Below are 23,095 nucleotides of genomic sequence, written 5' to 3' on the forward strand. Positions count from 1 at the left end.
CTGGAACAATAGTAGAAGTAACATTCCCAGACGGTAACAAAGTAGAGGGTAAAGTAGATAATGATGGCAACTATCATATTCAAGTACCGTCAGAGACAACGTTGAAAGGTGGACAACCACTACAAGTCATCGCAATTGATAAAGCAGGAAACAAATCGGAATCAACAACTACGACTGTCATCGATACGACAGCACCAGAGCAACCAACAATCAATAAAGTAACGGAGAACTCTACAGAAGTTAGTGGTCGAGGTGAACCTGGAACAGTAGTGGAAGTAACATTCCCAGATGGTAAGAAAGTAGAAGGTAAAGTAGATAGTGATGGCAACTATCATATTCAAATACCATCTGACGAGAAATTTAAAGTGGGACAACAACTGATTGTAAAAGTTGTTGACGAAGAAGGAAATGTATCTGAACCTTCTATAGCAACGGTTCAGGAAGAAGATAAGAATAGTGAAAAACCTGGAACTGTAACTGATACTGTAACAAAGAATAATTCGAAATCACTTAAGCATAAGGCGTCAGAACAGCAAAGTTATCATAACAAATCAGAAAAAATAATGAGTGTTAATAAACCGACAAAGATTGTTGAAAAAGATATGTCAACTTATGATTATTCAAGATATTCGAAAGACATAAGTAATAAAAATAATAAATCAGCAACATTTGAACAACAAAATGTGTCTGATATCAATAACAATCAATATAGTCGAAATAAAGTGAATCAACCTGTTAAAAAATCTAGAACAAACGAGATAAATAAAGATTTACCACAAACAGGTAAGGAAAACTTCAATAAAAGTACTTTATTTGGTACTTTAGTCGCTAGTCTAGGTGCATTACTTTTATTCTTTAAACGACGCAAAAAAGATGAAGATGGTAAAGAATAGACATCTTAAAGTATAAGAGATACTGTGTATTATTTAAGTTTATCTCTAAACCACACACAAATATTTATAAAACACTCCCAGTAAAGAAAGCATTTAAAATGTGACCTTTACTGGGAGCTTTTTGGTTATATCATATTGTTTTTTAATGAAAGAGTTACAGGGTATAAATTATTTTGTAAACGTGATTTTAGGCGAAGTACCTAAGCCTTCTTTACTTATAGCATTAAAAACCAATTTTTTTGAATTAATAAGAATCATTTCAATAATGATATTCGGATTGTCTACATTACTTAAAATTATTTTTCTGGAATCTTCATTTATTAACGTACAAACGTAATTAGGTGTTATCTCTTTATTAAATGTAATATTTAATGGTGAAGTTTCTACTTCTACAGGGTGCCAAATACCTTCTAATGTATGAAACCAACAAATTTCTTGATATTTTAAATCATCACTTACGATGTTAATGTTGTTGTAATTATGCATAAGCACACCTTCTATATTAATAACCATAAATTGATGCATACCATTCATAGTGATCGCCATTTGATACTGGAATGATATTACTATGTGCATCTTGAGTCATGAAACCATTGTCCCATGGGTTCCAAATTAAAATGACTTCTTGTCCGTTGTTAACTTTAGCATTACCAGCCACAGCCATGGCATGTCCAGCGTGAATACCATCGCTTGATTCAACACGCTTACCTAATACAGCTATACCTTGATTATTTGTTGTTAATTGGTCTACTTCATTATATGAAGTCATTCTATTAAGATATTGAGTATTTCTGCCTTGTGATCTACCAAAACGAAGCATCTCGTTAGATGTTAGTCCTGTAAATTGGAAGTCGTGACCTCTTAAATTAGGATGTAAATATCTCATTACTGATTCTGCATTATATCGATTTGTGTTATATGTGGCATTGAGTAGTGCTGACATAGTATAGCCGGCACACCAACTATTATACCCTTGTGTTTCGCGTATTCTAAAATTCTTTAATTGATTTACATATTCTGCGTGAATTTCATTTCGTGTACTTTGATATTCTAAAGTTGGTTTTGTTACTGATGCAGTTTGTTTAAAATCATTTAAATCTTTAGGTTTAGTGGATTTAGTGGCATTTTCATATGTTTTTTCATTATTACGTGGCGTTTTAAGCACAAGTGTCACTTTACCATCTTCAGTAAGTGCAAAATATCCTTTTGTATTAGTCAAAATTGTTATCTTTTGATTTTTATATTGATTTAATATTTTAGAAAGAAATGGAGAAACATTAATGGAATAATTGTTTTGCTGTTTTGAAGCTTTAGAATTTGAAGGATTAGGAGAAATTGTTACTACATAAACGACATCTCCTTTTTTATTGAGCACTGGATAATAATAATTGCCGTCGCTTTCCTTATTAAATTTATAAATTTTAAAAGGTTCACCAAGTGTATACGATGTTGCTTTGTGGTTGGAAGCTTTATCTAATAAAGCTACACGAGATAAATATTGTTCTTCAGCAAGTTTGCGAACTGCATTTGGAACGTCTTTATTACTGACAGTGACTTTAGTTGTTTTTTGGTTTGCACCATCCTTTTGTGGTAACGAGTCGGCGTGAGCACTATTGAAAAATAGGCCAAGTGCTAAACTTAGCGTAAAAGCAAGCATAATGGTAATCATATAACTTAATTTTTTCTTCATAAAAAAGTACTCCTTTACTAAAGTTTTTTGCAACTCTTTCAAACTGAATATAACATTTATTTTAAAATATAATTCATTTATTTCCTAAACGTTAAGTTATAATACTTATACGTTAAAAATATAAATTGAACAAAATTAAATTGATATAAATCATAATAAAATAATGGATGGATTTAGTGACATGATGTCTATACTTTTAACACGACTATGAAGCAAATGTTTATAATTAGCACTTCTAATTATTATTATATGTTTATGCTTCTTCAACATGTGTAATGAAAAATGTTCCAATATATGTTATCAATCAATTTTAATGTTGTGTATAAACATAATAATTATATGTAAGTATTGATTATTTTTAATAATTTAAAATTTAAAGTTTACAAAGTTTTAATAAATAACCTAAAGTAATTTATATTTTTATGTTAATCTATACATAACAGTTATATTTTCATATTTTATAGGGGAAAAAACTTATAGAGGTGATTTTTTTGAAAAATAATAATGAAACAAGAAGATTTAGCATTAGGAAGTACACGGTGGGAGTCGTGTCAATCATTACTGGGATTACAATATTTGTCAGTGGTCAGCATGCTCAAGCTGCTGAAATGACACAATCATCATCAGATTCTAACGAACAGGCACAACAAACAGAACAAGTTGAACAAAAAGAAGATACAACTCATTTATCTTACGAATTGAATCAAGAGGGTGAGACAGCGAGCCAATCAAAGACTAATCAAGAGAATCAATCTGATGGCAATGTACAAAAAAAGGATAATCAAATACAACAAGATTCAACACAAACGTCACCATTAAATGACCAAAAACAAACTTCAATGGAACAACAATCAAAAGACAATCATGCTACCCCAAATTTACGTCAGGATACATATCCGAAAGGCCCAAATCAAGATGATAAAGGCAAACAACAGTTTAAAGATAATCAACACTCACAAACAGAACATCAACCTAATACTCAAAACCAAAATAATGCTCAAGATTCATCAGATAAAAATCAACACTCATCTGACCAAACTCAAGCCTCATCTAAAAAAGGAACACAACCTAAACAATCACAGTCTATAGAAGATAGAGATAAAACAGTAAAACAACCATCTTCTAAAGTACATAGAATAGGTAATACGAAAACTGATAAAACAGTTAAAACAAATCAAAAAAAGCAAACATCATTAACTTCACCACGTGTTGTGAAATCAAAACAAACTAAACATATCAATCAACTTACTGCGCAAGCTCAATATAAAAATCAATATCCAGTCGTGTTTGTACATGGATTTGTAGGTTTAGTCGGTGAAGATGCGTTTAGCATGTACCCAAATTATTGGGGTGGTACTAAATATAACGTGAAACAAGAACTTACAAAATTAGGTTACCGAGTTCACGAAGCCAATGTAGGGGCATTTAGCAGTAATTATGACCGTGCTGTTGAACTTTATTATTATATTAAAGGTGGACGAGTAGATTATGGTGCAGCACATGCTGCAAAATATGGTCACAAACGTTATGGCAGAACATATGAAGGCATTATGCCTGATTGGGAACCAGGTAAAAAGATACATCTTGTTGGGCATAGTATGGGAGGCCAAACGATACGCTTGATGGAACATTTTTTAAGAAATGGAAATCAAGAAGAAATAGACTACCAACGTCAATATGGTGGTACGGTATCTGATTTATTTAAAGGTGGACAAGATAACATGGTGTCTACGATTACTACATTAGGAACACCTCATAATGGCACACCTGCTGCAGATAAACTAGGGTCGACTAAATTTATTAAAGATACAATTAATAGAATTGGAAAAATTGGTGGAACTAAAGCGCTCGATTTAGAACTAGGTTTTTCTCAATGGGGCTTCAAACAGCAACCTAATGAATCATATGCTGAATATGCAAAACGTATAGCGAATAGCAAAGTTTGGGAAACTGAAGATCAGGCTGTAAATGATTTAACAACTGCTGGAGCAGAAAAGTTAAACCAAATGACGACATTGAATCCTAATATCGTCTATACATCATATACAGGTGCTGCAACACATACTGGACCATTAGGTAATGAAGTACCGAATATTAGACAATTCCCATTATTCGATTTAACAAGTCGTGTGATAGGTGGAGATGACAATAAAAATGTTAGAGTAAATGATGGCATAGTACCTGTGTCTTCTTCACTACATCCAAGTGATGAAGCGTTTAAGAAGGTAGGTATGATGAACCTGGCAACTGACAAGGGTATCTGGCAAGTGAGACCCGTACAATATGATTGGGATCATCTAGATTTAGTCGGCTTAGATACTACTGATTATAAGCGAACTGGAGAAGAATTAGGTCAATTCTATATGAGTATGATAAATAATATGTTGAAAGTCGAAGAGTTAGATGGTATCACACGTAAGTAGTGATTAAAAGAACGGTAACATCCTCATTAAATGTATGATTGCGGTACATTTAATGAGGTTTTTTGATTGTTTCGCCGAAAAAATATATTAAGAAATTAAATTGAATGTGTATAAATGATTTGATAATATAAAAGTGAATTTTTTATAAAAAGATATTTATATGAATACACCATATTTTTAATGAATGAATAAAATAATAGTGAGATGTGAAAAGATGAAATATTATGGGAAGTTACTTTGTGGTATTAGCTTTTTAATATTAACGTATTTTATTGGCGGATGTGGATTTATGAATAAAGATAATAATAAAGAAGCAGAAATTAAAGAAAGTTTCCACAAAACATTAAGTATGTATCCAATTAAAAATTTAGAAGATTTATACGATAAAGAAGGCTATCGTGATGAAGAATTTGAAAAGAGAGACAAAGGGACATGGATTATTAATTCAGAAATGAATATTCAGAAAAAAGGTCAAGCGATGAAATCTAGAGGTATGGTTTTGTATATAAATAGAAATACTAGAAAAACGACTGGTCATTTTTATACAAGTATAATTACAGAAGATAAAAAGGGGAGAGTGCACAGTAAAGATAAAAAATACCCTGTTCAACTAAAAAACAATAAAATTGAACCGACTAAACCAATCGCCGATGAAACATTAAAAAATGAAATTAAAAACTTTCAGTTTTTCTCTCAATATGGGAATTTTAAAAATTTAAAAGACTACAAGAATGGAAATGTGTCTTATAACCCAAACGTACCAAGTTATTCGGCAGAGTACCAATTAAGTAATGAAGATGACAATGTGAAACAGTTAAGAAAGAAATATGATATCCCTACAAAAAAGGCACCAAAATTAATATTAAAAGGTGATGGAGATCTTAAAGGTTCATCTATAGGACATAAACATGTTGAGTTATCTTTTGTCAGAAACAAAGAAGAAAGCATCTACTTTTCAGATAGTGTGGAATTGAATCCAAGTGAGGTAAATAATGAGTAGAAGTAAGCATGGAATCAGATCAAAAACGTAAACGTTAATAAAAAATGAACAATAGAAATATTGAAATAAGTACAACAAACCTCTAAATGACTTTTTTCATTTAGAGGTTTGTTTATGTATAAAGTTTAACTGACAATTGAGAAATGTGCTTTTATAAATCAAGTTGTATTTGTTTTAAATGTTTTCCTATAACAATGAGGTACAATGGTACATCGGTTTTAAGTTGAATGGGAGACAATTCAATATTTCCTTGTGCATACTGTACTAAATAAACGTGTTGCTGATCTGAAAAACGAACAAACCCTTTGACACGGTAAACATCTTGAGGCAAGTTATCTAACGCACTAATCATTTCTTCTTTTGTTTGTAGCCTAGGATTTTCAATGAATTGATGATTTATATTACTGTGCAAAGTGCCACATGTATTTGAATTTATATGTGTTGGCTCTAGCAGTGATTTTAAATTTAATTCTCCAAATTGACCAACTTGAATATTGGCATCGCTATTAATGCGTTCGAGGTGACGTAGCAAGCGGGCGGTTTCTTCTACCTCTACTTTATCTATTTTATTAATAAATAAAGTTGAACAATGACGCAGTTGTTCATAAAATAAAGCGACAATGTCACGTGGATAAGATTTAATTTGTGCATACATGCTTGCATCAATCATTCCGACCATACTCCTTAAAGTGATAAAAGGGGCAAGTACGGGCGTGAAGCATGCATCGACGACAGCTAGTGGTTCAGCTACACCACTACATTCAATAAAGATGATATCTGGTTGATATTTTAAGTATAGTTCATGTAGTTGTTGTGATACGTCTGATTTCATCGCACAACAAATGCATCCTTCAGTGATCTCACTCATAGGTACTTTAGGATGATTTATAAGTTGGCCATCTACACTTAATTTTCCAAATTCATTCATGATAACGGCAGTATTTAAATTGTTTTCAAGTGCATCAGCGATTAAATGATTGAGTGTTGAGGTCTTGCCACTTCCTAAAAAGCCACTGACAATAATGATTTCCATAACATCACTCCTAAGTCTGAAATTTTAGCTATGCTTAACATTGCTATGACTAGTACGATGACGCAAAGGGTGGACGATACCATTTGTTTCATAATCATTTTAATTCCTAGAATTGAACCGAGCCGTCGTATGAGCATCGTCATTGTTACTGAACATGCTGTAAATGTTGAACTAAAGAAGACTAGCAACAATAATTGGAAAGCCGAAAGTCGTTGAATTAAAGCACTGTCATTCATATTAAACAACAACATTCCATCCTTACGTATCATTGAAAACAGAATACCTGGTGCAAGCTGTGTTGGTATATCTAGTAGCCATAATAAAGGTATGAATGCATTTGATATAAAAGTCAAAATAGGCGTAAGAGATAATAAACTTACAATAAGGCAAATGACTATAAAGATAGGTAAGGCTTGTACAATAAACATTTGAATACTTTTCCACGCTGCTTTTAAGAGTAGCTTTGGTTTGGGCCAACGTACAGGTTGTCGTTGAAAAACAGACTGTGTTGTCATATGTGTTTGATGACTATACCATAGTTTGTTATGTATGATTCCACCTATGAATATCATGCATAAATATGGCAAAAATAACCAAGATATTTGGCTTGCGTTGAATATCGATAATGTTGCCCCAATTTGGTAACTGCAGGCAGTCCCAAAACTTACCAAGCTCATGCATTGTAATTTGGTACATTGATGACATTGATGAGTAGCTTGAGTAATAGCAGCAGCATTACAACCAAAGCCTTCTAATAAGGGGATGATATCTGCCCCATGAAGACCTAGTCGTAACATCGTAGGTTCAATAGACCAAACGAGATGATGTTTTAAATGACTGATATCAACAAGCGCTGTGGATAAACTAATCATAAAAACAACTGGTAACGCCCAGATAAACGAATATGTGCCTAAGGAGATGACACCATAATGACCGAATAAAATATGTTGCAATTTATCCTCTTGAAATAATGATATTTGAGATAGTTTTGATAACCAGGGTGCCACATAATGTTGTAATCCGTCTGAAATGTGATAAGACAAGTAGATGGGTAAAGCAAACATGAGTATGATAAAGCACCACCCATAAATAATATTGTGAAAACGAGGATGGTATACTTTGCTCTCCTTAACAAAAGTACGCAATGTTTTAATGATATTTAAACTATGAAGTGGCGATGAAGGGACACCATGTTGTAATGAAATATCTAATTGGTGTTTGATAATGTAACGTTTTAACAAAACTTGTTGGCTAGAGGTTAATTTGTCATAACCTTCAATGATCAACTCATGTGCGTCATCTGGGATATCAGAAAACGTTCCATCACGTAAATTAAATGTTACTGTTAACATGTGCAATTCACATCACAACAATGATAATCGTCTAGATACATATTTTTTTGACGATACGACTGAATTAATGATGTATCTTCAGGTAAGCCTTCGCGTAGGCTTACTAAATGAGCTAATACTGCAAAACGTGCTCTGAATTTATATATGTAACAAAGGATAGCATTTTGATGACGTACAGTAGCACCAATTAAAAATACATTAGGAAACTTTGTAGACTCGTCCAATTCTGTTAACTGAATTTCTGATTGTCGTATTTGAAATAGTTGCTCTATTAAAGGATTTTGGGTGACATCAAATCCAGTTGCGATAATCGGTTCAGTATGAGAGTGAACAATATGCCCATTATCAAAGTGTATCTTATAGGAATGATCTTGATATGTTACTTTGTGTGCTCGGTAGCCCACATGCATTTCAATTAATGCACCCTCTTGTATAGCGTTCTGTAATCGCTGTTGAGTATATGGTGATAATCTTATACTTGGGTCTGCATCTTCCTTTTTAAGTCCAGTTTTAGATGTATATATTGATATTCTTGCGCCTGTTTGACTAAGGTTTATGGCAGCATCAAAAGCACTCTCATTACCACCAATGATTGTAAAAGCATCACCTTTTAATTGAGTGAATGTTTGAATTTCACTGTAATGACGTCCATATGAAAAAGGATGATATGGGAATGAATAGTCTCCAGTTGCTATAAATATATAATCTGCGGTATAAACACCATAGTCCGTTGATACATGATATACACCATCTATGTATGTTACACGTGAAACATTGGTGTTTGTTTTGACATTTAGATTGTAATGCGTAGCTACTAGTGAGAGGTATTCAGCATAACGTTTTCCAGATAAATGTTCTTCATTGAAAGTGAAGGCAGGTGATGTATCTTTAGCTATTGCATTCATATCTGGCATGCCGAAACCATTAGTTGTAAATGATGGTGTGATGGTCTTTGTTGATAGAGGCCAATGTTTAAATGAATGACCAATGGTTCCCTTTTCAACAATTAGAACATCTTTAATATTGAATTCTTGTAAAGTGATTGCCATACCCAGGCCAGCGGCTCCTGCGCCGATGATGATGATGCGATGATGAGACATGGTAACACATCCTTTCTCATTTTTATTTCTATAAAACGTAATGATTACGATTTAAAAGTATAGCGATAATTAAGTCACTTTTCAAATGAAAAAGAAACAGTAGGTTTATGGATTTTCTTGAACATATTGTGCATGAATCTATCAAATTGAAAAAATTTGTTTTTTTCAGACTTTTTTGAGATTAAATATTGCCGTTGACAATAATAAAAAATAATGTAAATATTAAAGCGTAACAATTTCGATTTAGGAGATGTACACATGTATAAAAAAGGTTTAATTATATTTTTTGTAGCAGTTTTAACATTATCACTAGCTGCTTGCGGTAAAGATGGTCATCAGCAAGCATCTGATCATAAAGGAAAGTTAGATGTAAAGACGACAGTGTATCCACTTAAATCATTTGCACAGCAAATCGGTGGAAAATATGTAAATGTTGAATCGGTTTATCCTAAAGGCGTAGATCCACATACATATGATCCAAGTCAAAAACAAATGGTAGATATTGGGAAATCTGACTTATTCTTATATACTGGTGATAACTTAGATCCCGTAGCTAAGAAAATCGCTAAAGCTATAAATGATAAAGATAAGACACTATCACTAGAATCAGCTTTAGATAAAAATAAGGATTTATTAAAAGGCGAAGAACATGAGCATGAGCACGGAGAAGGTCACGAACATGGCGAAGCACATGAAGATGAACACGAACATGAACATCATCACCATGGAAAATACGACCCACACATTTGGTTGGATCCTGTAGTAAGTCAAAAATTTGCTAAAGCAATTAAAGATGAATTGGTAGAAAAAGATAGCAAGCATAAATCTTATTATGAAAAGAATTACAAGCAACTCGTTAAAGAATTAAAAGACTTAGATAAAGATATGAAATACGCTGTGAAAGGTAATGAAGATAAAACGGTTTATATTTCACATGACTCTATTGGTTATTTAGCAGAGCGTTATCATTTTGAACAAGAAGGCATTGAAAATATGAATGCTGAAGAACCAAGTCAAAAAGATTTAACAAATATTGTTAAACAAATTAAAGAGGATAAAGTGAAAAATATTTTAATAGAAGAAAATGTATCTCATAAAGTAGCAGATACGGTAAGAAAAGAGACAAATGCTAAAACAATTAAATTTTACAATATGGGATCACACACAAAACAACAAGATGATGACAACAATACTTACCAATCATTTATGAAAAAAAATATTAAAGCCATTGAAAAAGCGCTAAAAAACGAATAAATCAATCAAAATTATAGAAAAGACGACACCAAAGAAACATTGACAGAAATGATTTGTTCAGATGTGGAAGTATTTTCGATTGATTGAGTTGATTACTTATGAAGGTAAAAGGCTGTCAACTCTAGTTAGTTTTGTGAGAGTGGAATAAAGAATTCTGTATGGATTCTGTTCCACTCTTTTTTTATTAAAAAGATTCAAAGAAGCATAATTTAAAAGAGTGAAATTTATTCTTTGATTAATATTTGATATAATTGTGAACACTTAAATAAGCAAAAACCATATATTTGAAATTATGTTAATGTAAATATAGAAACTAAAGTAATCATTTTTATTTAAAAGTAGATTTTAATTTTTATATACATATTAGCGTTGTGGGATAGGTGGAAAGGGGGAGTCAAAAGGTGAAAACGCTAATGATTAAAGCAATGGGGACGGTGATACGTTTATCGATTGAGCATCAATATTCGGATACATTACTTCAAGAAGCTGAAATAAAAATTCGTGCTTGGGAATCACAATTTAGTGCTAATGATCCGAAATCAGATTTGATGAATGTGAATCAGCATGCAGGTATCGCACCAGTCAAGGTTAGTTCTGAGATGTTTAACATGATACGTTATGGTTATGAAACTACATTATCTTCTAATTTTAAGATGAACATTTTGATAGGGCCACTAGTCAAATTATGGAAAATCGGTTTTAAAGATGCATTGAAACCTAAAGAAGAGGATATACAACGTGCTTTATTGTGTATGAATCCTGAAAATCTTGTTCTAAATTCAAAAACACATGAAGTATTTCTTACACAATCAGGAATGGAGATTGATTTAGGAGCTATAGTTAAAGGCTATTTTGCTGATCAATTACAGCAATACTTTTTATCTCATGGTGTATCTTCTGCCATTATCGATTTAGGTGGTAATGTTTTAACAATTGGTAGACAACCCGAAACATTAGAAAAATGGCATGTAGGTGTACGTAATCCATTTCATAAGGATGCACTACCACTCGTTACATTAAACGTAGAGCATCAATCAGTTGTTACATCAGGTATCTACGAACGTTACTTCATACAGGAAAATCAATTATTTCATCATATATTGGATTCAACAACAGGTTATCCTGTAGATAATGATATCGCTAGCGTGACAATCATATCTGATCATGGGATTGATGGCGAGGTATGGAGTACAATTTGTAGTTTTGGTCAATCACAAAAAAATATTGAATTATTAAATATCATTGACGGTATTGAAGGCATTATTGTGACAAGAGATGGAAGCGTTTTAATGACTTCGAAAATGCAAAAGTATTTATAAAAATTTAAAGAATACTCATGAAGAGTATTTTATTTTTAAACAATAATGTGAAAATATTCACAAATGACTAGGAGGATTTGCTATGAGTAAGGAAATATTCGATACTTTTAAATTTAAAAGTGGTGCCGAATTAAAAAATAGAGTATTAATGGCGCCCATGACTATCCAAGCTGGGTATTTTGATGGAAGTGTTACATCAGAAATGATTGATTATTATCAATTTAGAGCTGGTGATGCTTCAGCAATCATTGTTGAAAGTTGTTTTGTTGAAAATCACGGACGAGGATTTCCGGGAGCTATAGGTATTGATAATGATGATAAAATACCTGGACTCAAACGTTTAGCAGAAGCAATTCAAGCTAAGGGATCAAAAGCGATTTTGCAACTTTATCATGCCGGAAGAATGGCAAATCCTAAATTTAATGAAGGAGAGCAGCCGATATCTGCAAGCCCCATTGCAGCATTAAGACCCGATGCAGTACCACCTAGAGAAATGACACATGCTCAAATCAATCAGATGATTGATGACTTTGGAGAGGCTACACGTCGCGCTATAGAAGCGGGGTTTGATGGTGTCGAAATTCATGGTGCCAACACATACTTATTACAACAATTTTTCTCTCCACATTCTAATCGGAGACAAGATTCATGGGGAGGCAGTCGTGAAAAACGTACGCGATTTCCAATCGAAGTTTTAACAAAGGTTCAACATGTCGTTGCTGAAAAAGAGGCTTCTCATTTTATTATAGGATATCGATTCTCACCTGAAGAAATTGAAGAACCAGGCATACGTTTTGAAGATACTATGTTTTTACTAAATACATTAGCAGAATATGAACCTGATTACTTCCATATATCAGCAAACAGTTATCAACGTACATCTATTGTGAATCAAGAAGATACAGAACCTTTAATTAATAAGTACCTCAAAATGCAAAGTGCACAGTTGGCAAAAATCCCATTAATTGGTGTAGGTAGTATTGCCCAACGACAAGATGCGGAACATGCCCTTGAACTAGGATATGATCTTTTAAGTGTTGGGAAAGCCTATTTAGTGGAACCACAATGGACAGATAAAATTTCACAAAACGAAGAAGTAGAACAATTTGTCGATATACATGATCAGAAAGTACTTCACATACCATCCCCTTTATGGAAAGTAATGGACTTCATGATTTTAGATAAAGAAGAAGAGCATCGTAAATATGAAAGATTAAAAGCACTTCAAAATAAAAAAGTTAAATTTAACAAAGGTACGTATCATGTCTATGCAAAAGGTCATAATGGCAACCTACCTATGAAAGTTCAATTATCAGAAGATAAGATTGTAAGTATCGAGGTAGATGATAGCGGAGAATCTGAAGGTATAGCGAACCCAGTGTTTGAACGTTTACCTCAAGATATTATCAATGGGCAAACACTGAATGTAGATGTCATTTCAGGTGCGACAGTAACAAGTGAAGGCATCGTGCAAGGTATTGCAGACGCAATTGAACAAGCAGGAGAAGATCCAGATATTTTACGGGCCCGTCCTAAACCAGTTGTTCAGTGGTCTGATGAGGTCGTTGAAGAGACGACTGACGTCGTTGTGATTGGTACAGGAGGTGCTGGACTCAGCGCAGCTGCTACGGTATTAGATGAAGGAAAAGAAGTCATCATGCTTGAGAAATTTGCTGCTATAGGTGGCAATACTATCCGTACAGGTGGTCAAGTCAACGCTGCTGAGCCTAAATGGCAAAATGCATTCCCGGCACTTGCTGGTGAAAAAGAGACACTCTTACAGTTATTAAATCATGATGAAAATGATATAGATGAAGCTTACATTGAAGATTTCAATACTTTAAAACGTCAAATTAAAGACTATCTTGAAAATAACAGTAATGAAGATGAATATCTTTTTGATTCTGTCGAATTACATCGTATTCAAACATATTTAGGTGGTAAACGTAAAGATCGTAATAATGTTGAAATTTCAGGTGATTATGATTTAGTTAAAACACTCACAGATAACGTTTTGGAATCAGTATATTGGTTGAAAGACAAAGGTGTTCATTTTGATCGTTCGTTTGTGGATATGCCTGTGGGTGCTTTATGGCGTCGTGGTCATAAACCAATGAAAGCACAAGGCTTAGAGTACATTGAAAATTTAGGAGACTACGTTAAACGTAATCATGGTCGTATTTTTACAGAAACTACTGCAGAAAAGTTAATCAAAGAAGGTAATCAAGTCGTTGGTATTGAAGCACGTAAAGCAAATGGTGCTAAAGTTAAGATTCATACACGTCATGGTGTAGTGTTGGCTACAGGTGGCTTTGGAGCGAATACAAAAATGCTACAACAATATAATACGTATTGGGATAATATTCCTGATGACATTAAGACAACGAATTCTCCTGCAATTACAGGTGATGGTATACGTTTAGGTGTGCAGGCAGGCGCTGACATCGTAGGTATGGGATTCTCTCAAATGATGCCGATTTCTGATCCGAAGACAGGTGCATTGTTTACTGGATTAATCGTAACACCTTCAAACTTTGTCTTCATTAATAAGGAAGGACAACGTTTTGTTAACGAATTTGAAAGTAGAGATGTATTATCTAAGGCAGCATTAGAACAAAAAGACGGTATCTTCTATATTATTGCAGATGCAAATATTAAAGCACTAGCTATGAATACAACTGAGGACAAAATTAATCAAGAATTAGAAGACGGCACTTTAGTAAAAGCAGATACCTTAGAAGCATTAGCCCAAAAATTAAACATTGATACAACTACTTTTGTGAACACGATTGAAAGATATAATACCTTTGTAGAACAAGGGCAAGATGAGGATTTCAATAAAAATGCTTTTGATTTAAAAATTGAAAAAGCACCATTCTACGCGACACCACGTAAACCTGCAATACATCATACTATGGGTGGTTTAAAAATAAACACGCATGCACAAGTTATAGATGTTGAAGGTCATATCATTGAAGGTTTATATGCGGCTGGTGAAGTTGCCGGTGGTATTCATGCTGGTAACCGTTTAGGCGGAAATGCACTGGCAGATATTTTTACTTTTGGTCGCATTGCCGGTCAAAGTGCTGTAACGAAATAAATGATGGAAGAGTAGGAGGCCACTTACGATGAGCGAACAGTTTAATAAAGGGAAACAACTAATTGTAGCGATTATCTTAGGGATTCTCACATACTGGTTATTTGCACAGTCTTTTTTGAATATCGCACCACATGTTCAACGTTTTTATCATGTAGATATGAGTATTGTTAATATTGCGGTCAGTCTCACATCACTCTTAACAGGTGTATTTATAGTCGTAGCAGGGGGATTATCTGATAAAATAGGTCGAGTTAAAATCACAAATGCAGGTCTAATATTAAGTATACTTGGCTCTATTGCATTGATCATCTCTCATGCACCAATTTTATTATTATTAGGGCGTGTTTTACAGGGTTTATCTGCGGCATGCTTACTTCCAGCAACTATCGCGTTAATTAATTCTTTCTTCCAAGGTGAAGAAAGACAAAAGGTGCTTAGTTATTGGTCATTCGGATCCTATGGTGGAACAGGGTTAGCATCACTATTTGCTGGAATTATAGCTACATTTATTGGATGGCGATGGATTTTCGTGTTGTCAATCATCTTCTCAATTATTGCCTTAATATTGCTTAGAGGTATACCAGAATCTAAAGATGAGTCTGCATATAATAAAAAATTTGATATCGTTGGAATCATTATTTTTGTTGTCATGATGTTAAGTATTAACGTAGTGATTACGCAAGGAGATAGAATTGGATGGTTAAATCCTCTTATATTGATATTAATTGCTATATTCATTGTGACATTAATTGCATTTTATATATTTGAAAAACGTCAAGATGAACCTTTTATAGATTTAAGTTTATTTTCAAATAATGTTTATATCGGAACAACATTAGCCAACTTGATGGTGAACATGGATATTGGTTCATTAGCATTATTTAATATTTATGTTCAAGACGATAAGCATCTAACAGCTGCACAAGCTGGTTTAATTACGATTCCATATATGCTGTGTAGTTTGTTAATGATTCGTGTTGGTGAACGTTTTATGCAAAAAAGGGGACCGCAATTGCCATTGATGTTAGGTCCGATATCAATTACTGCTGGTATTATACTTTTAGCATTCACCTCTTTGCCTAATATGATTTATTATATTGTGGCATGTATTGGCTTTATCTTTATAGGTCTAGGATTAGGATTTTTCGCTACACCTGCGCTATCTACTGCTGTATCTAATGTTCCAGCTGAAAAAGCAGGTACTGCATCAGGAATTATAAAAATGACTTCTACACTAGGTGCAGCATTTGGAATCGCTGTTGTGACAACAATATATACGGCATTATCTGTAAATCACCCGGCATATTTAGCAGCTACTATCGCATTTATCGTGGGTGCAGGTTTAGTATTTATCGCATTTATTGCGGCGTATTGTTTAATTCCTAAAAAGAATGTAGATATTTAAAAGGTATATTGTTGGAGTTAAAAGCAGTGTTAGTAATTTGAAGTTGCATTTAATAATGAATAAAAACAACAACTTTTCGACAAATATATTAACAACATTTGACATTTCCCAATCTTATTACTACGACCATGTTTAAAGGGTAGATGATAAATAAGGAGGAAGATAGATATGAGTAAAACAGCAATTATAACAGGTTCAGCAGGTGGATTAGGTAAAGGTATTGCAGAACGTCTTGCTAACGATGGGTTTAATGTAGTACTACAAGATATTAATGAAGCACTTCTATTAGAAACTGAGAAAGAATTCAAAGAAAAAGGTTATCAAGCTGTCGCATTCAAGAGTGATGTATCTAAAAAGAAAGAACAGGAAGAATTAGTTCAGTTCGCAGTTACAGAATTTGGTCAATTAGATGTTATGGTAAATAACGCAGGTGTTGATGCAGTGACGCCAATTTTAGAAATTGATGAAGATGAATTATCTAAGTTATTTAATATTAACGTATTTGGTACATTGTTTGGAATTCAAGCAGCTGCTAACCAATTTATTAAACAAAAAAGTAAAGGTAAAATCATCAACGCATGTAGTATTGCAGGACATGAATCTTATGAAGTACTCGGCACTTACTCAGCAACAAAACACTCTGTACGTTCCTTCACTCAAACAGCTGCTAAAGAATTAGCAGACAAAGGCATTACCGTAAACGCTTATTGCCCAGGAGTTGCCAAAACTGAAATGTGGGATCGTATTGATGAAGAAATGGTGAAACTTGATGATAGTCTAGAAATAGGAGACGCATTTGAAGCATTTTCTTCAGAAATCAAACTTGGAAGATATCAAGAGCCATCAGATGTTGCGAATTTAGTATCATTCTTAGCTTCAAATGATTCTGATTATATCACAGGCCAATCCATTTTAACTGATGGTGGATTAGTGTATAGATAAGTTAGACATGGTAAATAAAGGTGTATAAAATTTATTAAGGCTTGCCTTTTCAATCGAGAAATATACGACGAAAGGGCAAGCCTTTTTGATGTTAAATATTGATGAAATGATAGAGTGAAAGTACAACTTAAGATTTCGTATTATCAGCTAAGGCATTTGCATATTTTTTAAAAGACCAACCTTTATTTTCTAAAATATCAGGATAAAAAGGATTTTGACCTATAACTTTAATATCATCTGCTAGTGCTTCAACTTCGTCTAAATGATGTGTCGTCATGATGATTAAACATTGATCGGTCATTTGCTGTAATAAGTTGTGAATATCATATCTTGATTCTAGATCGATGCCTTCTGTTGGCTCATCTAGAATAAGTATTTTAGGCCGACTAAGTAGACCTATCATAATATTGACTTTACGTTTATTTCCACCAGAAAGGTTAGATACTTTCACTTTTGTATCAGTAAAGTTTAATTGTGATAAATAAGAATGAAGTGTTTCATCTGAAATAGGATTTTCACAAAGTGACTTGAAAAACTCAATGTTTTCCATGACAGTCATATGCTCGAATAATGCGATGTCTTGAGGGACATAGCCTACAATATGACGTATTCGACGTCTTGATATATATTGATTGAAGTATTGAATACGTCCTTCATCTGCATTCTCAATACCTGCAATTAAACGCAATAATGTAGATTTTCCAGCACCATTTTCACCTAATAAAATAGTAATTTTATGAGGTTGAAATTGCATATCTAGGGAATCGAAAATATGCTTCTTTTTATAGCTTTTTGAAACATTTTGAATATCTATCATTGAATATGACTCCTTTACAATTGAATCCATAAATATATGATACCTATCGCTACTGTATAAATAATAGCCATAAATATACGATGACTAAGGACATTAATTTTAAAAAGTAATAAAGCAATACCTGCCTCATAAAATAAAACTATAATTAGTGTTTTTAAGTAGAAAAGAATGCTTAATGGTTGATGCATAAAAAGACTGATCATCAATAGCATGAGCATCAGTATGACCACATGTACACTGATATAAGTCAAGTATAGTTTAAGTTGACTATAAGGTACCAAATATAATCTTCCGAGAGGTGCGTTCTGTTTAAGACGTTGATGTAATAGGATTTGGATAACACTTACAAAGATGACGACAACAAATACAATGCCAATTGAAATGGATTGATGAGCATGTTTATTGATAGCTACACTTTTTATTTTAGATTGAGGTGTATGAGAATAATAAGATTGTTTCACTTTATCTAAGGATTGTGGTTGTTTCATATCATCAAGATGTTCATGAATAATATTAGGGATTTGTTGTTCGTATAATGATCGACTGATTATTTCCATAGCAATATGTCCTATAAAATCATCTCTGCTATATAATGGAAGAGTCTTATTTAAATCATTATCTTTAAGGTGTTTTGAGAAATCCTTAGGTATTTCAAGGCTTGCAATGACTTCCTTCTTTTTTACCAAATCATCGATATAAAAATCATCATGAGATAAATGTTTTACTGTTACATACTGATTTTGCTCTATATCTTTAATTAATTTTTTCGAAGCGGAACTATGGTCCATATCTTGAATGGCGATAGGTATTTTAAAATTTTGCTGAGCCAATTTTTGTCCTAACCATAGAGTTCCTAAAGCGATTAGTATCGTGCTAATAAGAAACACATATTGTAACCATTGTTTCTTAATGACGAGTTGAATGTATGGTTTCATCGGCGATACCTCCATACTAAAACAATGATGAATAGTATCAATAGTGTAATAAAACTTAAATAAAATGCTGGATGTGTGTCTAAAATATAGTTATTGAGTGTTATTTCTAACATTTGATTAGTAACCAAACTAAATGGTTGTGTAATGATTACATCATTAAGCATGTGTTTAAAGAAGATAGTAGGGATAATTATCCCAGAAAAAATAACGATAACAAAGCTAAGTAATAATTTGAGTAGAAAGTTTACCCATGAACGAGTAATTAAGTCTATAAGTAATAAGCATAGGACGAGTAACGTAACGTAATAAGTGAGTTGTAAAGCTACCGTTGGCCAATTGTATTTTTCAAATGGGGCATTTAGAGCATGAGTAATCCAGATAAAGCCAATAAATGCCCATATGAGTGAATAAAACCATGCAATGATACCTCGAACTATCGTGAGCTTTTCAAAGGAAAAATGAAACATTTGCAAGCGTTCTTTGAGTGCAGTTTCTTGATTCATTTTTAGTACTGTATAAAGTGATAAACACAATATAAAGATAGACAAAAGAAATCCAGTGACTACATAATAACTACTGGTGTCATAAATATGTATGGGTTCAAAATTAAATGAACCTGAACGATTTAAACCGGTAAATAACATATCAATCAATGTCATTGCTACGTCTTCATTTGAAGGATCTTTAGCTAATTGGTTAAAGTTTAGCACACCGCCCATTGATAACATTAAACGGTCATAAACTGAGCGTGTTAATTGATTAACCACGACACTGTTACTTGATTGTTCATCATATGTATAAACAGTTATAGGGAGGCTACCATCTTTATAAAAAGTATCGGTCATACCACGGTCGAAGACAAAATATCCTTGTAATTGATTCTGTTTAAGCAGATGTTGCGCTTGATTCTCATTATAAGTTTTGAGAGCAGCATTTTTGCCAAGATTGTTGCCTTTACCCACAGTGTTTAAAATTAGTTTTGTTTCTTTAGAATGATCTTTATCAACGATACCAATATTAAATTTTGAATCATTTTGATTAATGTGCTGGATAGTTGTTAAAGTTACGATGAGCGTCAATAATATCAATATTAAATATAAAAATAGATACCACTTTTTAAGTAAAAATGAGTGGTATATATGAAACAATTTGAAAGATTTCAAGTGACCACTCCTAGCGAATTCAAGATAAAAGGGGTGAGACTATCATTCGTAAAGTTTCAATTGAATGTGAGTCCCACCCCGTGAGATTAACCAGTATATGACCTACCTTTTATAGGTGGTGAAAGTCATTGTCGTTCAATCGCTTAGCATTCTATGAATTAATCATCTAACTTTTTAAAGACTGATTTGACAATGTCTTTTTGTTTATCCTTAATTTCATCTGATAATTTATCTTTATCTTTCTTAGATAATGAATTAAAGTCCGTTGCATTATCGGTATTAAAATCAATGCGCTCTTTAAGTTTTGAATTAGCATTGATAACAATATTAATAGGCTCTTCGTCTAGTTTAAATCCAATATTTAATGTTTGTTTTTGAAGATTATTTTTAGCGTCTGTTTCTAAATTGTCTTCATAATTTACTTTATAATGATCGATAGCATTATCGATAGTAATAGTTCCAGTATCTTTACGTTTTGAATCTTTTACGCTCTCTTTATTATTTAAATGAACATTTAGACGTTCATAGTCTACGTCACCACTATATTTATAGTCATCTTTATAATGCTTTCCGTCTTTCTTAGAAGATCCTTTAATGTTATGTGTGTTTCCATCACTAGTTACTTTATAATCGACTTCGATATTGTCATCTATCACATTCGTGCCTTTGATAGTAGTTTTTTCACCGTCGCTATCAGTAACTGTGATGTTACGTTTTAGTATTTGATGCTTTTGTTGGTAGATAGTTGATTTAATTTTTGGAAATTCTTTAGTTTGTTTATCTTGAGCATCTTCAAGTTGCTCTTCGATTTCTTTTTTATACTCTTTTTCATTAATGCTTGATAAACGTTGTAATTCTTTATCATTTTTAGCTTTTTTTAATGCTGCGACAGTGATTTTTTTAGCTTTATCACGACTTATATTTAAAGTGATAGGTTTTAAATTTTTTGTTTCACCGTCAATTTTAACTTTTTCTTTTTTACCTTTTTCAAAGTCATCATCTTCTAATTGATCGATGACTAAATCTGTATATCGCTTAATCAGTTTTTCAACATCTTCTTGTTGAGAATGAACAATACCCAATTTATTATTCAGATCAAAGTTTGCATTTGAAAGTCCCTCTTCTTTATAGTCAGAAGGATCTTCATCAAAGATTTGAGCAGCTGTTTCTAATAGTTCTGAGTTTTTGACGCTATACTTTTTCTTGAATAAGGGTGATTCGAAGAATTGAGTTGAATCATTTGCTGTCCATTGGAACTTACCAATATCTTTATCTAATATTTTAGGTGACACGCTCATGATTCCTTTATTTGATTTTGGATCATGACCGATAGTTCCAGTTATTTTAGAACTATCTAAAATAGTTTTAGGTAAACCAAGATCTTTTAGATATTCCTTAGATGCATTAGCATGTAAATCATACGTATTAACATATGAATTATCTTTTAATTTTTTTTGGAATTTCTTTTCGTTACTAAAACGATGATCAACATAAGATTTTACATTTTTAGCGGTCTTTTTTTCGCTCAGTAAATATGCGTTTTTAGGTGTATTTGTTACAAAGGCATATACACCCCAAGCAATCCCCAAAAGAATGATTAATCCAAGTACGATAGGCACTATAACTTTAATTTTTTTAGACATTAAATATCCTCCCAAATTGTGTCTATGTCTACATATCTATATTTTTAATTTTCTTTAATTTTAAATTCTTTAGTACCCACTTTTTCGTCATTGCCATGATTTGGATCTTTAGCTTCAAGTGTTACTGGTGTTTTAGTGTCTTTCAATTTAAAGAACATAACACCTTTTACTTTTCCATCTTTGTTAATTTTGTTATCCATATCTTCTTCATATTTTTTCTTTAAATCAGTATCAAATCCACCGCCAATTTCTAATCTTCTCTTAACATCTTTAGAATTTTGATAAATATCAAATGATTTGATAAATGCTGAAGATGCTGTTAAATCTTTGTCTTTTTTATTTTTAACACCATAGATGATAGCGATACTTGGTTTCTTGTCATCATCGTACTCAGATGCTTTGACAGTTTTGGCTTCTAAAATTTCAATATCAAAATTGTCTGTTGTTAATTTATCATTTTTGAATTTCGCTGTTGTTTTATCTTCATTGTCATTTTTGTCTACAGAAACGCTATCTGTAGAATTAGATGAAGAATCATTTTTAGATTCGTCATTTTTGTCACCACATGCTCCTAAAATGAGTGTTGACGCAAATAATAGTGCTAATACTTTTTTCATTATTAATATCCTCCCGTAAATAAGAAATAAAATAAATATGTAAATGTAAAATATCCTAATAATAATAATTTCAATATAATAATATAATGGATATTTTCGCTATTAAGTATATCATTTGTATTGCTTAATAGTAATACTTTTATTTAAATATTCTATGAAATCTATAGCATTGCCAACATAGAAGATAATTAAAATATTGTTAGTATTTATATATTTGTTTTTATAATTTTGTGTCATTTAATTTAGTTAAACTTTTTCTGCTTATATTCTCTAATAAAAACACTTCAGATGATAATTGAATTTAAATTCATTTAAAGCGTATCAACCAAGTTTTTAAATATAGACATATGTACTTTTTATCGTAGATATTTATAAGAATATTCATTTCACTTTATTCTCTTAATTGAAA

The 23,095-nt window shown here is 32.4% G+C and carries 18 protein-coding genes; 8 read left to right on the top strand and 10 right to left on the bottom strand.

The window, feature by feature from the left end; translation table 11 throughout:
- Positions 1–893: Ig-like domain-containing protein (locus ACVBFA_RS01270; RefSeq protein ID WP_447158760.1), on the top strand; the 893-nt coding region annotated here is incomplete at its 5' end.
- A 168-nt stretch (positions 894–1,061) separates the two neighbouring features.
- Here ACVBFA_RS01270 and ACVBFA_RS01275 read toward each other — a convergent pair.
- Both ACVBFA_RS01275 and ACVBFA_RS01280 read right to left on the bottom strand, forming a co-directional pair.
- Entirely contained in the window at positions 1,062–1,379 is a 318-nt protein-coding gene (locus ACVBFA_RS01275; protein WP_002475884.1) for a staphostatin A, read from the bottom strand.
- Positions 1,380–1,395: 16 nt separating this feature from the next.
- Complete coding sequence (locus ACVBFA_RS01280; protein WP_002487517.1) at positions 1,396–2,583, bottom strand: cysteine protease staphopain; 1,188 nt, start codon at positions 2,581–2,583, stop codon at positions 1,396–1,398.
- A 491-nt stretch (positions 2,584–3,074) separates the two neighbouring features.
- On the opposite strand from ACVBFA_RS01280, the gene gehD reads away from it, so the two are divergent.
- Positions 3,075–5,006, top strand: coding sequence for a YSIRK domain-containing triacylglycerol lipase GehD (gene gehD / locus ACVBFA_RS01285; protein ID WP_049383085.1), 1,932 nt, complete (start codon positions 3,075–3,077; stop codon positions 5,004–5,006).
- A 214-nt stretch (positions 5,007–5,220) separates the two neighbouring features.
- Positions 5,221–6,006 carry a tandem-type lipoprotein gene (locus tag ACVBFA_RS01290; RefSeq protein ID WP_080355892.1) on the top strand — a complete coding sequence of 262 codons (786 nt, stop codon included), beginning with the start codon at positions 5,221–5,223 and terminating at the stop codon, positions 6,004–6,006.
- Positions 6,007–6,157: 151 nt separating this feature from the next.
- On the opposite strand, the gene ACVBFA_RS01295 is transcribed toward ACVBFA_RS01290, so the two are convergent.
- Genes ACVBFA_RS01295 through ACVBFA_RS01305 form a run of 3 tightly spaced genes read right to left on the bottom strand, consistent with a single transcriptional unit; the run spans position 6,158 to position 9,491 of the window.
- On the bottom strand, positions 6,158–7,039 hold the full coding sequence (locus ACVBFA_RS01295; RefSeq protein ID WP_049383082.1) for a CobW family GTP-binding protein: 882 nt from the start codon (positions 7,037–7,039) through the stop codon (positions 6,158–6,160).
- Positions 7,009–8,391, bottom strand: coding sequence for a nucleoside recognition domain-containing protein (locus tag ACVBFA_RS01300; RefSeq protein WP_447158761.1), 1,383 nt, complete (start codon positions 8,389–8,391; stop codon positions 7,009–7,011). Before ACVBFA_RS01300 ends, ACVBFA_RS01295 begins: the two co-directional genes overlap by 31 nt.
- Positions 8,385–9,491 (bottom strand): NAD(P)/FAD-dependent oxidoreductase, encoded by a 1,107-nt coding sequence (locus tag ACVBFA_RS01305; protein WP_049383078.1) that lies wholly within the window; start codon positions 9,489–9,491, stop codon positions 8,385–8,387. Before ACVBFA_RS01305 ends, ACVBFA_RS01300 begins: the two co-directional genes overlap by 7 nt.
- 258 nt (positions 9,492–9,749) lie before the next feature.
- Here ACVBFA_RS01305 and ACVBFA_RS01310 point away from each other — a divergent pair, with 258 nt between their 5' ends.
- From ACVBFA_RS01310 to ACVBFA_RS01330, 5 genes are all read left to right on the top strand, one after another.
- A complete protein-coding gene (locus ACVBFA_RS01310; RefSeq protein ID WP_162156093.1) occupies positions 9,750–10,745 on the top strand; it encodes a metal ABC transporter solute-binding protein, Zn/Mn family in 996 nt (331 codons plus the stop codon).
- Between the two features lie 413 nt (positions 10,746–11,158).
- Positions 11,159–12,064: an FAD:protein FMN transferase gene (locus ACVBFA_RS01315; protein WP_164539674.1), complete on the top strand. Its 906-nt coding sequence runs from the start codon at positions 11,159–11,161 to the stop codon at positions 12,062–12,064.
- Between the two features lie 82 nt (positions 12,065–12,146).
- Positions 12,147–15,164 (top strand): NADH-dependent flavin oxidoreductase, encoded by a 3,018-nt coding sequence (locus ACVBFA_RS01320; protein WP_126122520.1) that lies wholly within the window; start codon positions 12,147–12,149, stop codon positions 15,162–15,164.
- Between the two features lie 28 nt (positions 15,165–15,192).
- A complete protein-coding gene (locus tag ACVBFA_RS01325) occupies positions 15,193–16,569 on the top strand; it encodes an MFS transporter (protein WP_002446841.1) in 1,377 nt (458 codons plus the stop codon).
- Positions 16,570–16,737: 168 nt separating this feature from the next.
- The gene (locus ACVBFA_RS01330; RefSeq protein WP_002446842.1) at positions 16,738–17,511 is read left to right on the top strand and encodes an acetoin reductase; all 774 of its coding nucleotides are present in this window, start codon (positions 16,738–16,740) and stop codon (positions 17,509–17,511) included.
- Positions 17,512–17,638: 127 nt separating this feature from the next.
- Here the strand turns inward: ACVBFA_RS01330 and ACVBFA_RS01335 are convergent, their stop codons facing one another.
- The 5 genes from ACVBFA_RS01335 to ACVBFA_RS01355 form a co-directional block, all read right to left on the bottom strand.
- The gene (locus ACVBFA_RS01335) at positions 17,639–18,328 is read right to left on the bottom strand and encodes an ABC transporter ATP-binding protein (RefSeq protein WP_002487502.1); all 690 of its coding nucleotides are present in this window, start codon (positions 18,326–18,328) and stop codon (positions 17,639–17,641) included.
- Positions 18,329–18,342: 14 nt separating this feature from the next.
- Positions 18,343–19,263: an ABC transporter permease gene (locus tag ACVBFA_RS01340; protein ID WP_002477316.1), complete on the bottom strand. Its 921-nt coding sequence runs from the start codon at positions 19,261–19,263 to the stop codon at positions 18,343–18,345.
- Positions 19,260–20,426 carry an ABC transporter permease gene (locus ACVBFA_RS01345; protein WP_447158762.1) on the bottom strand — a complete coding sequence of 389 codons (1,167 nt, stop codon included), beginning with the start codon at positions 20,424–20,426 and terminating at the stop codon, positions 19,260–19,262. The genes ACVBFA_RS01340 and ACVBFA_RS01345 overlap by 4 nt, the downstream gene beginning before the upstream one ends.
- Before the next feature lie 158 nt (positions 20,427–20,584).
- Entirely contained in the window at positions 20,585–22,069 is a 1,485-nt protein-coding gene (locus ACVBFA_RS01350; RefSeq protein WP_002487480.1) for a DUF6583 family protein, read from the bottom strand.
- A gap of 44 nt (positions 22,070–22,113) precedes the next feature.
- Entirely contained in the window at positions 22,114–22,686 is a 573-nt protein-coding gene (locus tag ACVBFA_RS01355) for a DUF5067 domain-containing protein (RefSeq protein WP_049383071.1), read from the bottom strand.
- Between the last annotated feature and the right edge of the window lie 409 nt (positions 22,687–23,095).

The organism is Staphylococcus sp. MSU001, assembly GCF_052976705.1.

Excerpts from the sequence above, each read along its gene's own strand:
- ACVBFA_RS01335 (WP_002487502.1), bottom strand. The coding sequence starts at position 18,328 with ATGATAGATATTCAAAATGTTTCAAAAAGCTATAAAAAGAAGCATATT.
- ACVBFA_RS01325 (WP_002446841.1), top strand. The coding sequence starts at position 15,193 with ATGAGCGAACAGTTTAATAAAGGGAAACAACTAATTGTAGCGATTATC.
- ACVBFA_RS01330 (WP_002446842.1), top strand. The coding sequence starts at position 16,738 with ATGAGTAAAACAGCAATTATAACAGGTTCAGCAGGTGGATTAGGTAAA.
- ACVBFA_RS01320 (WP_126122520.1), top strand. The coding sequence starts at position 12,147 with ATGAGTAAGGAAATATTCGATACTTTTAAATTTAAAAGTGGTGCCGAA.
- ACVBFA_RS01355 (WP_049383071.1), bottom strand. The coding sequence starts at position 22,686 with ATGAAAAAAGTATTAGCACTATTATTTGCGTCAACACTCATTTTAGGA.
- ACVBFA_RS01350 (WP_002487480.1), bottom strand. The coding sequence starts at position 22,069 with ATGTCTAAAAAAATTAAAGTTATAGTGCCTATCGTACTTGGATTAATC.
- ACVBFA_RS01280 (WP_002487517.1), bottom strand. The coding sequence starts at position 2,583 with ATGAAGAAAAAATTAAGTTATATGATTACCATTATGCTTGCTTTTACG.
- ACVBFA_RS01340 (WP_002477316.1), bottom strand. The coding sequence starts at position 19,263 with ATGAAACCATACATTCAACTCGTCATTAAGAAACAATGGTTACAATAT.
- ACVBFA_RS01310 (WP_162156093.1), top strand. The coding sequence starts at position 9,750 with ATGTATAAAAAAGGTTTAATTATATTTTTTGTAGCAGTTTTAACATTA.
- ACVBFA_RS01295 (WP_049383082.1), bottom strand. The coding sequence starts at position 7,039 with ATGGAAATCATTATTGTCAGTGGCTTTTTAGGAAGTGGCAAGACCTCA.
- ACVBFA_RS01275 (WP_002475884.1), bottom strand. The coding sequence starts at position 1,379 with ATGCATAATTACAACAACATTAACATCGTAAGTGATGATTTAAAATAT.
- ACVBFA_RS01305 (WP_049383078.1), bottom strand. The coding sequence starts at position 9,491 with ATGTCTCATCATCGCATCATCATCATCGGCGCAGGAGCCGCTGGCCTG.
- ACVBFA_RS01290 (WP_080355892.1), top strand. The coding sequence starts at position 5,221 with ATGAAATATTATGGGAAGTTACTTTGTGGTATTAGCTTTTTAATATTA.
- ACVBFA_RS01300 (WP_447158761.1), bottom strand. The coding sequence starts at position 8,391 with ATGTTAACAGTAACATTTAATTTACGTGATGGAACGTTTTCTGATATC.
- ACVBFA_RS01315 (WP_164539674.1), top strand. The coding sequence starts at position 11,159 with ATGATTAAAGCAATGGGGACGGTGATACGTTTATCGATTGAGCATCAA.